The organism is Candidatus Edwardsbacteria bacterium (assembly GCA_031082425.1).
Classification (GTDB): domain Bacteria; phylum Edwardsbacteria; class AC1; order AC1; family EtOH8; genus UBA2226.
In genome coordinates this window covers 158,629-171,425 of the sequence record JAVHLB010000002.1, presented here as the reverse complement: position 1 = coordinate 171,425, position 12,797 = coordinate 158,629, and the positions used below count along the sequence as shown (strand labels likewise).

10 protein-coding genes and 1 tRNA gene are annotated in these 12,797 nt (G+C 58.9%); 5 read left to right on the top strand and 6 right to left on the bottom strand.

Features of this window, described 5'->3' with window-relative positions; genetic code table 11:
• Positions 1–30: 30 nt before the first annotated feature.
• Genes RDU76_02565 through RDU76_02550 form a run of 4 tightly spaced genes read left to right on the top strand, consistent with a single transcriptional unit; the run spans position 31 to position 5,365 of the window.
• Complete coding sequence (locus RDU76_02565) at positions 31–759, top strand: creatininase family protein (protein MDQ7797813.1); 729 nt, start codon at positions 31–33, stop codon at positions 757–759.
• Positions 759–3,551, top strand: coding sequence for a hypothetical protein (locus RDU76_02560; protein MDQ7797812.1), 2,793 nt, complete (start codon positions 759–761; stop codon positions 3,549–3,551). Before RDU76_02565 ends, RDU76_02560 begins: the two co-directional genes overlap by 1 nt.
• Positions 3,552–3,553: 2 nt before the next feature.
• The gene (locus RDU76_02555) at positions 3,554–4,969 is read left to right on the top strand and encodes a diguanylate cyclase (GenBank protein MDQ7797811.1); all 1,416 of its coding nucleotides are present in this window, start codon (positions 3,554–3,556) and stop codon (positions 4,967–4,969) included.
• An 18-nt stretch (positions 4,970–4,987) separates the two neighbouring features.
• Positions 4,988–5,365 (top strand): DUF2007 domain-containing protein, encoded by a 378-nt coding sequence (locus RDU76_02550; protein MDQ7797810.1) that lies wholly within the window; start codon positions 4,988–4,990, stop codon positions 5,363–5,365.
• 45 nt (positions 5,366–5,410) lie between these two features.
• Here the strand turns inward: RDU76_02550 and RDU76_02545 are convergent.
• A tRNA-Leu gene (locus RDU76_02545) sits at positions 5,411–5,497 on the bottom strand.
• Positions 5,498–5,549: 52 nt separating this feature from the next.
• Between RDU76_02545 and smpB the strand changes: the two genes are divergently transcribed.
• Positions 5,550–6,005 carry an SsrA-binding protein SmpB gene (gene smpB, locus RDU76_02540; GenBank protein MDQ7797809.1) on the top strand — a complete coding sequence of 152 codons (456 nt, stop codon included), beginning with the start codon at positions 5,550–5,552 and terminating at the stop codon, positions 6,003–6,005.
• A 2-nt stretch (positions 6,006–6,007) separates the two neighbouring features.
• On the opposite strand, the gene RDU76_02535 is transcribed toward smpB, so the two are convergent.
• The 5 genes from RDU76_02535 to RDU76_02515 are packed head-to-tail and all read right to left on the bottom strand — an operon-like array spanning position 6,008 to position 12,641.
• A complete protein-coding gene (locus RDU76_02535) occupies positions 6,008–7,003 on the bottom strand; it encodes a radical SAM protein (protein ID MDQ7797808.1) in 996 nt (331 codons plus the stop codon).
• Positions 6,996–8,108, bottom strand: coding sequence for a glycosyltransferase family 4 protein (locus RDU76_02530; GenBank protein MDQ7797807.1), 1,113 nt, complete (start codon positions 8,106–8,108; stop codon positions 6,996–6,998). Before RDU76_02530 ends, RDU76_02535 begins: the two co-directional genes overlap by 8 nt.
• Before the next feature lie 44 nt (positions 8,109–8,152).
• Positions 8,153–9,406 (bottom strand): glycosyltransferase, encoded by a 1,254-nt coding sequence (locus RDU76_02525; GenBank protein MDQ7797806.1) that lies wholly within the window; start codon positions 9,404–9,406, stop codon positions 8,153–8,155.
• Positions 9,403–10,479, bottom strand: coding sequence for a UDP-N-acetylglucosamine 2-epimerase (non-hydrolyzing) (wecB, locus tag RDU76_02520; protein MDQ7797805.1), 1,077 nt, complete (start codon positions 10,477–10,479; stop codon positions 9,403–9,405). Before wecB ends, RDU76_02525 begins: the two co-directional genes overlap by 4 nt.
• Positions 10,476–12,641, bottom strand: a complete 2,166-nt coding sequence (locus RDU76_02515; protein MDQ7797804.1) for a hypothetical protein — start codon at positions 12,639–12,641, stop codon at positions 10,476–10,478. Before RDU76_02515 ends, wecB begins: the two co-directional genes overlap by 4 nt.
• Positions 12,642–12,797 lie beyond the last annotated feature (156 nt).

The following is a 12,797-nucleotide window of genomic DNA, read 5'->3' as shown; positions in this document are numbered from 1 at the left end:
CCTATCTTACATCATATCAAGGAACTAGCGATGGAACACCGAATGGAGAGATTGAACTGGAAGCAGTTCCAAAAGACGGTCCCCGGCAAGACCGACATCGTCCTGCTGCCGGTGGGGACCATCGAGGCCCACGGACCCGGGGTTTTGGGCACCGATGCCATCATCCCCGGCTACCTGGCCGACCGGCTTTCCCGCCCGCTCAACGCCCTGGTGGCCCCGGCCATCAACTACGGCGTCACCAATTCCCTGATCGGCTTTCCGGGGTCGCTGACCGTCAGCCCCCAGACCCTCAGGGCCTATGTCCGGGAGGCGGCCTTCAGCCTGGCCGACGCCGGCTTCAGAAAGATCATCGTGCTCAACGGCCACGGCGGAAACATCGACAGCCTGGACGATCTGGGGGCCGGGCTGTGGAGGGATAAAAAGGCCGGCTGCCTGGTGATCCACTGGTGGATGGCGGCCGAAGAGGCATCGGCCAAATATTTCGACGGCTCGGGCCATGCCGGGGCCGACGAGCTGGCGGCCCTGATGGCCATCGATCCGACCCTGGTCTCCAAGGCCGACTACCGCCGGGAGGAGGCCGGGCACCGTTTTGAGGGCATCAGCATGCACCCCTTCTACCGGAGCATGATATTGAACCAGCCGGGCAAGGGCTATCCGGTGTTCAATTCCGCCCGGGCCAAGAAATATATGGAGGCGGTGGTGGTGAAATTAACCTCGGACATCAAACAGATATTGGCCGGCTGGGAGAAGATCATCTGATGGAAAACGCCAGTTTCAAGATATCGGAGTTCGAAAAGATCATCAAGACCAGCAGCCGCTACATCTCCCGGACCGATGAAACGCTGGGACAGCCGGAACAGGCCCGGGAGAAGATAAGCCTGGTGTCCCGGTTCCTTAAAGAGAGAAGGCTGGGCGGCGAGATCCTCTCGGTGTTCGGGGAGGCCAAGAACCCGGGGCTGGTCTATGTGGAGCTGCCCCAGGGCACCCGGGAGTTCCACGGGCAGGCGGCCCAGATGCTGTTGGAATGCTGCCTGTACGACGCCGACGGCCAGCCCAACGAAAGGGCCTGGGACCGGTGGCGCGATTTCGGGAGGAACATCTATTACGGCACGGTGGAGGAGATCTACCTCAACTTCACTTCGGCCCAGCCGGAGCTGGCCCTGATATTCGAACTGGCCTACCGCCAGCTGATGTCCGAGTCTTCGACGCTATGGTGGGACCAGCAGCCGGAGGCGGTCAGGGGCCGGGAGCCCCAGGTGATGCGGAGGTTCAACCTGGAGCTGACCGCCCTGCTGCGCCCCATCAGGGACAAGGTGCTGCAGCAGCATTCCATCGACACCGAGCTTTTCGAGAAGCTGCTGGACCAGGGCTGGAACGTAAGCTTCGACCTGGAGAATCCCCAGGCCGGTGATTTTGCCCCGCTGCTCAGGGAACTGAATCTTTCCCAATGGATGATCTCGGAGCTGTTCCACCTGCTGTACACCGAGCAATTGAAGGCCAACGAAGAGGCGCTGTGGGAGAAGCTGGGCAGCAGCAGCTTTGCCAAGCCCGAAGAGATAACCAATACGATCTCCGGCAGCCTGGCCCAGATCACCGAGCTGGCCGCCCGGGAGATCCAGAAGGTCCTGATCAAGAGAGCCTCCGAGCTGGAGGTCAAGCTCAGCCAGGAGCTGGCCGACCTTCAGAAATACACCAGCCGGGTCAAAAAGCAGACCCAGGAACTGGTGATGCTGAACAACAGCGACATGTCCAAGGTGGTGGACGCCAAACTCTACTCCGAAAACCTGCTGAACCTGGCGGCCAAGGTCACCGATTCCCTGATGCAGTTCCAGAGAAACCTTACCGGCCAGCTGTGGTACCTGCAGGACCTGGAACGCAAGGAGAAAACCCTCCAGACCTCCATCGAAAGGTGCCAAGCGCTGCAGCGGATGCCCCTGAAGGACCTGACGGCAATGCTCACCTCCCAGTCCGGCGAGATCGGCACCGACCTGCTGAAGCATCTGGAATTTTTCAACAACCTTGACCAGTCGATAAAACATGATTGGGAGGGGCTTACCAAGGGCCTGGCCAAGACCCTGGTGGAGATGATCCGGCAGGGGCTGGAGCAGGCCAACATCAAGGTGAAAACCCTGGATCGGGAGGCGGCCAGGCGCAACCCCAACGACCCCCATGCCGCCGCCGTCCTGCTGGAGATGGAGCAGGCCCAGGCCGACGGCCGGGCCATCTCCGGGCTGATAGAGGAACAGGGGGGGAACCGGGCCTTCCACGTGGAGCTGCTGATCGAGAACTACCGGAAGTTCCTCAAGGAGGTGGCCGAGCCGATCATGAATTTCCGCCGGCTGGCCTCGCTGGTCCGGCTGTGGCCGCCCCTGATGGCGAAGGACCCCCCTGTTTTGAGGCAGCAGGAATTATGCGACGAAGTCTTTTATCTTTCGGAAAGGCTCAAGAGATACAACCGCTGCTATTCTTTCGTGGCCCAGGGGGCGGTCCTGCCCCAGTCGTCGGCCGCCCTGAAGAACGACGGCGAGGTGAGGGAAAGGGTGTACAAGCATTTCTCCCGGGTGGTGGCGGTGATGGTCTACGACATCCGGGGATCAAGCTTCATGAGCTCCAAGCTGATGAACGCCGACAAGGAGAGGGAGATCAAGAACAAACTGGGCTATATGATCGCCCAGGTGATCAGGCAGCACGGCGGATTCATAGTCAAGGACACCGGGGATGGCGGACTGGCCTGGTTCGGGGACAATGCCCACGAAACCTACGAAAAATGCTACAAGGAGGTCTTCACCGGCAAGGGTCTCAAACTGAGGCATTCCATCAGCTCGGGGACCGAATTGAACATCCTGCCGGCCGCCGAATCCACCAAACAGGCGGTGGACTGCGCAGTCGAGATGCTCAATGTGGCCGAGAAGTTCATCCAGGAGAATTTCAGCAATTACCGGGACTGGTTCCGGGACGCCAAGGAAAGGGAGATACTCTACGAAGGGATAAACTACGCGGTCCTGCCGCCGGCCTTCAAATCGCTGTTCCGGATAGGGGTGGGGATATCCTCCGGCACCTCCGGCAAAGAGATCAACCTGTCGCTCAATTCGTTCGGCGACACCGACCTGTGCGGGGCGGCGGTCAACAATGCCAGCCTGTATGCCACCGGCAAGGACCCCGGCCGTTCGGTGATAATGCTGGACCACGTCTCTTTTGCCAATATGATGCTCAACACCGAGAGGTTCACCTCCCTGCATCAGGAGAAATTGTGGTGCACCAGGACCACCGGGACCGATGGCTGGGAAAGCAAGCTCCGGGAGAGCCTCAAGATATGCGATTCGGTTGCCGATGAGGGCAGCTACTATCTCCCGGGCAGGAATTATTCGGTCAGGAGGGCCGGATACCAGATCTTGGGGCTGTCGAACACCTCCAAGGAGGCCAGCCTGCGGATGGAGCCCGGGGACAAGGAGGCGGCCATGCAGGATGACGGCCGGTTCATGGATCCCCAGACCAGGACCGAGATAAAATTCGTATACGAAGTTCAACCCCAGGAGAAGGGGGGTAAGTAATCATGGCGGAGATACTGATCGTCGACCAGGACCGGCTCTTTGCCCTGACCCTGGTCCATGTCCTGAGCGGTCATCACCACCAATCGGTGCTGGCCTCCGACGAAAAGGAGGTGGTGAGCATCATCCGGGACCGCAACATCGACCTGATCCTGGTGGATGCCGAGCTGGCCAGCCGCAAGAACCTCCATCTGCTGAAGTATTTGAGGCAGGCCAACCCCGATATTCCGGTGGTGCTTTCGATATCCAAGAAGGTCGACAAGGACGACCGGGAGCAGCTCAGGAGCGGACTGTACGACTACATCAACAAGCCGTTCGGGCACGAGGAACTGCTGCTGGCGGTGGAACGGGGCCTGGAAAGGCGGCGCCTCCAGAACGAGAACCGCCAGCTGCTGGCCGATCTCAAGCAGCGGATCCGGGAGTTGTCCACCTTCAACACCATCGCCAAGACACTCAACTCCACCCTCAATCTCAAAGAGGTGCTGGACATAGTGATGGGCAAGGTCAAGGAGCTGATCAAGGCCGAGGCCTGGTCCATTTTGATGCTGGACGAAAAGACCAACGAACTGGTGTTCGAGGTGGCCACCGGGGAGAAGGGCCAGCAGGTGAAGGAGATGAGGCTGGGCATGGGGCAGGGGGTGGCCGGCTGGGTGGCCCAGAACCAGCGGCCGGTGATCGTGCCGGATACCGCCCAGGATCAGCGTTTCTTCAAGGGCCTGGACCAGAAGACCGGATTCCGCACCCGGTCCATCATCGCCACCCCCCTGATGTCGCGGGGCCGGCTGATCGGAGTGGTGGAGATAATAAACAAACTGGGCGACGCCTCTTTTGAACAGAAGGACCTGGACCTGCTGCAGACCCTGACCGACCATGCCGCCATAGCCATTGAGAACGCCCGGCTGTACGAAAAGGCCCGGAGGCTGGCCATCACCGACGACCTGACCGGGCTGTATAATTCCCGGCACTGCGACATGTTCCTGAAGAAGGCCCTGGATGAGGCGGTAAAAAAGGGCCAGCCGCTGTCCCTGATATTCATAGACCTGGACCACATGAAGGAGGTGGACGATACCTACGGCCACCTGATGGGCGGGCACGCCCTGAAGGAGGTGGCCGACCGGATAGCCGGGGAGGTCAACCCGCCGGACATGGCCTCGCGCTACGGCGGCGACGAATACGTGATCGTCCTGCCCGGCAAGGATTCCCGGCAGGCCATGGAACTGGCCGAGACCATCAGGAGGAAGATCGAGGCCCAGCCGTTCCTGACCGATCACAAACTGTCGTGCCGGATAACGGCCAGCATCGGCATCGCCAATTATCCGGAGCAGGCCGGAAGCACCGACGAGCTGTTCTCCAAGGCCGACCAGGCCATGTACCAGGTCAAGGAATCGGGAAAGAACCGGGTCAAACTGTACGATAAATGATCCAAGGGATATGATGCCATGACGCCTTTCTGCCCCAACTGCCGGACCGAATACCGCGAAGGATTCAAGAACTGCTCGGATTGCGGATCCCACCTGGTGGCGGCCCTGCCGCCGGAGGCCGACAACCGGGAGGAGCTGGATTCTAACCTGCTGGCGGTCTATGATGCCCCGGACCAGATGTCGGCCCTGGCCCTGTCGTCCCTTTTGAATGACCACGGCATCCGGAACATCGTCAAATCGGAACAGATACCCATGTACGACGGGGTGGCCAGGATGCTGTTTCCCCGCTGGGGCCGGGTGATGGTACTGGAACACCAGTATCAAAAGGCCCGGGAGCTGATAGATGAATACCTGTCCGGGGAGGCCCTGGCCGAAGACGAACCCCCGCCGGCATAGAAAAAGCCGCAAACCTAAGTTTGCGGCTTAAAAATGCCGGTAAAATGGTGCCGAGGGGGGGAGTCGAACCCCCATGTCCTTGCGAACACTAAGTTCTGAGCCTAGCGCGTCTACCAGTTCCGCCACCACGGCCTTGCCATCAGGTGTCATTATAATATAAAATACGCTCCACTGTCAAGATGGTATGATGATCGAAAGCATATTAAATAAAAAAGCCCGGTACGATTACGAGATAATCGACCGGCTGGAGACCGGGATCGTCCTGCGGGGCACCGAGGTCAAGTCCATCCGCCAGGGGCAGGCCAACCTCAAGGACAGTTTTGCCATGGTCAAGGGCCGGGAGCTGTTCCTGTTCAACATGCATGTTTCCCCCTATGATCACGGCAACCGCTACAACCTGGAGGCCACCCGGCCCAGAAAGCTGCTGCTGCACCGGGAGCAGATCCGGAAACTGACCGCCCAGCAAAAAGAGAAGAGCCTGTCCCTGATCCCGCTGTCGCTGTATTTTGTAAAGGGAAAGGTGAAGATCGATCTGGCCCTGGCCAAAGGCAAGAAACAGTATGACCGGCGGGAGGACATCAAGAAGCGGGACGTGGACCGGGAGATGAGGGGCACCAACAAGGGGAGGTTCCGGGGATAGCCTCACCACCAGACCGAAAAATAACGGCAGTGCCGGCAGAGGGACAGCTGGTCCCTTTGGCCGGCATTATGTTTTTGCCGCAGGCCTTCCAAAGCAGCTCCCTGCCAGATGGAGGCCAAAGCATCCCTTTGGGCGTTCCCTACGGTCTGCCGGGCCTCGTAATCCAGGCAGCAGGCCGGCACGGTCCCGTCCCAGTAGATGTTCAGCTGCTCCCAGAGGTAACGGCAGGGCGGCCAATGCTCCCGTTCCACCAGGTGCGGGCTGTGCTCCCGGTCCGGAAGGGGCACCTGGCCGGCCCAGTCCTGGGCCTGCCGGAATATCAGGCGGTCGGCTTTGCCCTTCCATAAACGCCGCAGGTCGGTTATCTCTGCTTGATTATCGCTGAGGGTGACCACCTGGAGATGGATCTGGGGCCGGGGTGAAAGCGACAGGATATGGCCGATATTCTTAACCACTTCATGGTAATCGAGCCCGGGGCGCAGTTTATGATAGGTTTCCGGGGAAGCTCCGTCCAGGCTGATGTGCATGAAATCCAGCCCGGCCCAGATCAGCTTTTCGGCCTTTTCCGGGGAGAGCAGGGAGGCGTTGCTGACCAGGCCGATATTTTCAAAGCCCTTCGATCTTGCCAGGGAGATGCGTTCCTCCAGATGGGGATCCAGCAGCGGCTCCCCGAAGCCGGACAGCAGAAGACTCCGGATGGGCCAGCCCTGCAGCTGCTCCAGGACCCTCTGATACAGCTCCAGCGACATCACCCCCGGGGCCCGTTTCATACCCTTGTGGCCGCACATGAGGCAGGCCGCATTGCAGGCATTGGTGCCCTCGATGGCCACCGTCGCGGGATAGGGCAGCCCTCTTTGCTGCACCTCATTTATCCGCCGGGAATAGAGACGCCGGTACCAGGGATTCCGGCCCAGCCGGCCCGATGAGAGAACCCGGTAAGCCAGGGGCCTTAAGAAAGGCGAGTCTGATAATAAATGGGAGAGATCAAATTTATTCATGGTCCAGTATCCGCGATAATTCTGCCAACGAACGCCGCCAGGTGAAATGTCCTGCGGTCATGACCGCCTGATGGGAAATTTGCTTGCGGAGTTTTTCGTCATCCACCAGCCGGATGATGTGCCTGGCCAGGGCCCGGCCGTCCCGGGGATGGTAGGCCAGGCAGTTTTGTCCGGGGCGGGCATATTCCGTGCTTCCGCCGTTCTGGCTCAGGATGACGGAGCAGCCGCAGGCCATGGCCTCCAGGGCCGGAAGCCCAAACCCCTCGCTAAGGCTGGTGGATACGAACAGATCGCTGGATCTAAGTATTGTAGCCAGGGCCGTGTCGTTCAGGGGGCTTTCCACCCGCCATTCCCGGGGGATGTCGTAAGCCGTAAGATCGTCGGGGCTGACCAGGGTGACGGTCAATTTTTGTTTTGTATCCTCCGGCAGAAGACCGAAGGCCGTTATCATTGTCCGGAGGCCTTTTACGGGATGGAACCTGCCCAGGTATGCCAGGCGGAGCTTCTTCCCGCCCCCCGTTTTTTGCCGGCGGTCATGATTGAAAACAGCGGGATCCACCCCGGGGCGGACCAGCGACCGGGGCGCATTAGAACGGCCGGAATTTTCCAGGAACCGGCGGTGGCTGTAACCGGAGTTGAAGATAAAACGGACGGTGGGATACCGGTAGCTTAAGCGGGTAAAAAGCTTGTAGATGCCATAGATGAATTTATTGCGCAACAGGGCCAGATCGCTGAATATCAGAAGATCGTCCGCCTGAATGAAGTTATAAACAGTTGCCCCGGGGATGAATACCAGAAGAGGACCCAGGATCTGGCCGGTGGAGATTATATGCTTGAACCTGTTGGCCGACAGGTTGACCCCCAAAAACAGCAATATTATATTTACAGCCCGAATGATAAGATCATCACCGGCCAGGCCAATGGCTCTGAGCTGCACCCCGGGGGCAGTCTTGTAATAACATTCACCGGACCCCCTGGGGTACCATATTTCTACCGGGTATTTTTCAATCAAGCCATTGGCCAGTTCGAAAACAACCCTATTGCCGCCGCCGATCTTGACGGACGGCAGCAGAAACAGGACGGACTGCGGCGGATTTCTTGTCATGGAGGCACAATTTAAAAAATCATAAGTTTGGGCCGGGGCTTTTTTTAGACCAGCCGGTTGAGGCGGGCCGCCAGCTGTTGGGTTATCAGGCGCCGGTCATATTTCTGCCGGGCCTTGTCATCGGGGTGAAAGACGGGCCGCTGGTTCTGCCACTGATGGAAAAGCTGCCCGATCTGATCTGCCAGTCCCAGATGATCATCGGGGTCCAATACCGTGCCGGTGCCGGTTTCTCTGATCAATTGGGCGGCGGGGCTGGAATCCGGGATCGAGGCCAGGATCGGTTTTCGGGCCCCCAGATATTCGTAAACCTTGCTGGTGGAGACGGTCGGTCCCTCCTCCCGTCCGATCGTGAACCACAGGACGGTGGCCGCTTCCAGTATTTCGATTATCCGGTCGTGGGCCAGATGCCCCCGGAATTCAAAATATTCGGAGAGGCCCAACTGCCGGGCGATCGCCAGATCTTCCGGTTTATATACCCCGGCCAGGATTATTTTGATCTTTTTGGCCAGGGGCGGTCTTCTTTGCAGCAGTTCGCGAAGGGCCCGGGCCAAAACATCTATCCGCCGATATTTGGTCAAAGAGCCGGTGTAGGCTATGATAAAGCTGTCCGATCCGGGCCGGCTATCCTCCGGCAGGAAATCCAGGGGATCGAACCCCTGGGGCAGGACGACCTTAGCACTGGCTTTTTTCAGGCCGATGTTTTGCAGGCCCTCCAGGATCGGGGCATTGATGGCTGTTATCATATCGGCCTGCCTGACGACCAGGCCCTCCAGGCGGCGGTTAAGATGCAGCCGGAGTGAAGAATATCCCCGGTTAAGGGTGTTGGGCTGGGACCAGGCGTCCCGAAAGTCACAGACCAGAGGCCGGGAGACCAGTCGTTTGATGGACAGGCCGGCCAGGTGCGAGGAAAAAGGCGGGGCGGACGAGAAGATGGCGTCGAAAGGTTCCTGCCGGAAGATCTTAAGGGCGGCCTGAACGGCGAAAGGCACCCAGCCGATCTTATTATCGGGGATAAAGAAGTTGTTGATCAGTTCGATGAAGCCGCGATGGCGGCTGACGGTTTCGGGATCGATCCTGGAAGAGGAAAGATGCATGGGGTCCAAAGAACCGGTGCGGAATACCTGGGCCTGGCGCAGATCCTTGGACAGGGAATCATCATACCGGTAGATGCCCCGGGGATGGGGGGCTATCACCACCGGCTGCCAGCCGTTCTGGGGCAGGTATTTTATGAATTTCACCACCCGGTGAACGCCGCCTTGGGGAGGGTGATAATAATTGAGGACCAGCAGGCGCTTCATCTGTCCAGGTGCCTTTCCAGATGCCCCACTATCAGCCGGGCGGCCCGGCCCCGGCCGTAAAGATCGGGATGGGCGGCCGGCGGCTTCAATCCGGCCAGGGCTTTTAAGATGCGTTTTTTGTCCGGCCCCACCAGCTGGTTCCAGCCGGTCTTGACCGTCTCCACCCATTCGGTCTCGCGGCGCACCGTCAAACAGGGGGTTTTCAGCAGGTAGGCCTCCTTCTGGATGCCTCCTGAATCGGTGATCACCGCATGGGCGGCCGACTGCAGGGCCAGGGACTCCCGGTATCCCTGGGGCGGGATCAGCAGGATGTTATCCGATCCTTTTAACTTATCCCACAGCAAAAATTCCTTCAGCTTTTTCTCGGTGCGGGGATGGACCGGGAAGACCGCCTTTTTGCCGGATGAGAGCAGGGCCTCCATGATGGCCGACAGGTTATCGGGGTTATCGGTATTCTCCGCCCGGTGGATGGTCACCAGCAGGTAATCTCCCGGCACCAGCGACAGTTTCTCGATTATTTTTGCAGTCCGGGCTTTGGTGGGGAGAATATCCTTCATGGCATCGTACATGATGTCGCCCACCATATGGAGGCCGCTGGTGATCCCCTCTTTCTTTAGGTTCTTCACCGCAGTGTTGGTGGAGCAGAAATGCATATTCGACAGGTGATCGGCCACCACCCGGTTGACCTCCTCCGGCATCATCCGGTTGAAGCTGCGCATGCCGGCCTCGATATGGGCCAACGGGATATGCAGCTTGGCGGCGATCAGCGCCCCGGCCAGGGTGGAATTGGTGTCGCCGAAGATTATGATGGCATCGGGTCTTTGTCTGACGACCACCGGCTCCAGCTTGGCCAGCATGGCGGCGGTCTGGGCCCCGTGCAGGCCGGAGCCCACCTCCAGGTTATAATCCGGCCGGGGAATGTGCAGCTCCCTGAAGAACTGCTGGGACATGCCGTAATCGTAATGCTGGCCGGTGTGCACCAGGATCTCCCGGTGCTTTTCCCTGAGGGCCCGGGAGAGCGGGGCGGCCTTGATGAACTGGGGGCGGGCCCCGATGACGGTTAAAAACTTCATCTTATCATCACCAGTTTGCAGATTACCGGCTTTTGTCCGGATGAGGAGATGCGGCAGAGGTAGAGGCCGGCGGCCGGCCGCCGGGAAAAATCCGTATCCGGCCGGATGCTTAGGGTGTGGGCCGGGGCCGGCGGGCCGTAAAAAGTGCCGACGGGCCGACCGTCCAGGGTGTAGATGTCTATCCGGGCCTCGGTAGGCAGGTTGCTGAAATAGAGGTAGCCATCCTTGGTCATGTTGAACGGATTGGGGGCGACAAAGGGCTGATCAACTGGCCTTTGTGCGACAGCATCATATCTTAATACGCTCAGGCCCTGGGCGGTGGCGATGTAGATGTCGTCGCCGGACCGGTCATGGGGACAGGCGGCCAATTGCCGGATATCGTTGCTGATCAAAGGGCTGAAGCGCCGGTCATAATTCACCCACTTCCCGTCCCAGGTCAGCAGGGACAGGCCCCGCTCGGTCCCGATCCACTTGTTGTCAGAGCGGTCGATGACTATCGACCGGATATCATTCCCCAAAATCGGAGAACTGCTGGTTTGAAAGACCGTCGATCTCAGGGTATGGGCAACCGGATCATATTCCGAACGGCAAAGGCCGTTCCCGGTGGCCAGCCAAATGATGTTGCTGTTGTCAACGGCGATCTGGCGGATATTGATGTCCGGAAGGCCGGACTCGACGCCGAAATGCTCCCAGGTGTTTTCCTGCGGTTTAAAGTAGGTGAGATCGTTATAATATGATCCCAGCCATAAGCCGCCGGCCAGATCTTTGGCGATGGAGATGATCCACATGGCATTGTTATAGGCCCCGCGGGGCGAGGGATCGACGTAGCTGGTCCAGACCGAATCGTCCGGGGAGACGGAGAAGACGGCAAAATTATAGGCGGTGAAATATTTGGTGTTGTCCCGGTCGACCATGCCGGTCCAGACCCCGCAGCCGGCAGGCACCCGGGGCGTGGAGAAGATATTGGCCAGGCTGTCCGGGCTGTATTTCAGGAGATAAGAATTATTGGATCCGTCCCACCAGCCCAGGCCGATCCAGGCATTGTTATCTTGATCCACCGTTAAAGCGGTCAGGGGGATCCCCGGAATGGGGTTGGTAAAAGCGCTCCAGGAATTATTTTTATAATTAGATATCAAGGTATTGCCGTCGGTGGTCCAAACGGTTTTGGTTTTGGAGACCGAAACGTGCTGGACATAATTTTTGGCAATTCCGGGAAAAACATAATTATCCCAGCTTCCGGCGGCATAACGGCAAAGCCCCTGGTCGCATCCGGCCCACAGCTTTTGATCTTCGTCAACCGATAGTGAAAACACATTATAGCTCAACAGCCCGGGGCTGATGTCGCTCAGCACATTCTGATGCCAGAGTTTTACCCCGTTGTTGGTGGCCAGGAACAGCGAATCACCGACCCGGGCCAGGCTTCTCACCTGGTCGCCCAATCCCGGGATCCTCTGCCAGGCCCCGCCCACCAGCCGGGCCGCCCCGTTGGCGGCGCCGATCATTGATAACGTGTCGGTCAGCAGCAGGCATCTGATGTCCGCTGACAAGCCGTCATAGCCGGCGAAGGTTTCCCAGTTGCTGGTATCACGGATGGAATTTAAGGGCGAAACTTTTACAATGCATAATCCCTGATCGGTGGCGATCCACAGCGAATCGTTTCGGACCGCCAGGGCCTGGGTCTGACCGCCCAATTGGTATCCCTGCTGGGCCAGCAGGGAGAACCAGTTGTAGCCGTCATAATAGGACAGCGAGCCGTACCCTCCGGCAAAAACGTTCTGCCCGCCGGCCGCGGCGCACAGGACCGTGTCCGAGGCCAGGCCGTCGTTCCGGGTGAACACGGTCCAGGCATTGCCGGCCGAATCCAGTTTGGCCAGCCCGCCGCCTAGGGTGCCGATCCACTTGTGGTGGTGCTGGTCCAAAGCCACCGAGGAGGCCTCTATATACGGCAGGCCGTCCACGTTGCTGTAGTGTCTGATCAAGACAGTATCGCTGGACGAGAAGGAGAACAGCCCGCCGGGGGTGGCCCCCCAGAGGATATCGCCCCCCGGCTGGAAGGCCAGCTGGGAGATATGGTTGAAATTGGTATGGCTGGTCCACTGCTGGGCCTGGGACGTCAGGGGGAGGATAAGCAGGGATGATAGGTAAAGGCAGATCTTTTTCATAAATGAATATTACCTTAAGTGGGCGGGCAAAGTCAATGCATAAATGCGGCAGGAGGGGGGCCTTTGAACCGCAGAGGCGCAAAGGCTTTTTTGCCACTAAGACACAAAGACACCAAGATACTTGGACCATTACAGTCATTGCGATAACACTCCCTG

Bases quoted from the DNA above. Each gene is read 5' to 3' on its own strand.
- RDU76_02565 (MDQ7797813.1), top strand. From the start codon at position 31: ATGGAACACCGAATGGAGAGATTGAACTGGAAGCAGTTCCAAAAGACG.
- RDU76_02560 (MDQ7797812.1), top strand. From the start codon at position 759: ATGGAAAACGCCAGTTTCAAGATATCGGAGTTCGAAAAGATCATCAAG.
- RDU76_02555 (MDQ7797811.1), top strand. From the start codon at position 3,554: ATGGCGGAGATACTGATCGTCGACCAGGACCGGCTCTTTGCCCTGACC.
- RDU76_02550 (MDQ7797810.1), top strand. From the start codon at position 4,988: ATGACGCCTTTCTGCCCCAACTGCCGGACCGAATACCGCGAAGGATTC.
- smpB (MDQ7797809.1), top strand. From the start codon at position 5,550: ATGATGATCGAAAGCATATTAAATAAAAAAGCCCGGTACGATTACGAG.
- RDU76_02535 (MDQ7797808.1), bottom strand. From the start codon at position 7,003: ATGAATAAATTTGATCTCTCCCATTTATTATCAGACTCGCCTTTCTTA.
- RDU76_02530 (MDQ7797807.1), bottom strand. From the start codon at position 8,108: ATGACAAGAAATCCGCCGCAGTCCGTCCTGTTTCTGCTGCCGTCCGTC.
- RDU76_02525 (MDQ7797806.1), bottom strand. From the start codon at position 9,406: ATGAAGCGCCTGCTGGTCCTCAATTATTATCACCCTCCCCAAGGCGGC.
- wecB (MDQ7797805.1), bottom strand. From the start codon at position 10,479: ATGAAGTTTTTAACCGTCATCGGGGCCCGCCCCCAGTTCATCAAGGCC.
- RDU76_02515 (MDQ7797804.1), bottom strand. From the start codon at position 12,641: ATGAAAAAGATCTGCCTTTACCTATCATCCCTGCTTATCCTCCCCCTG.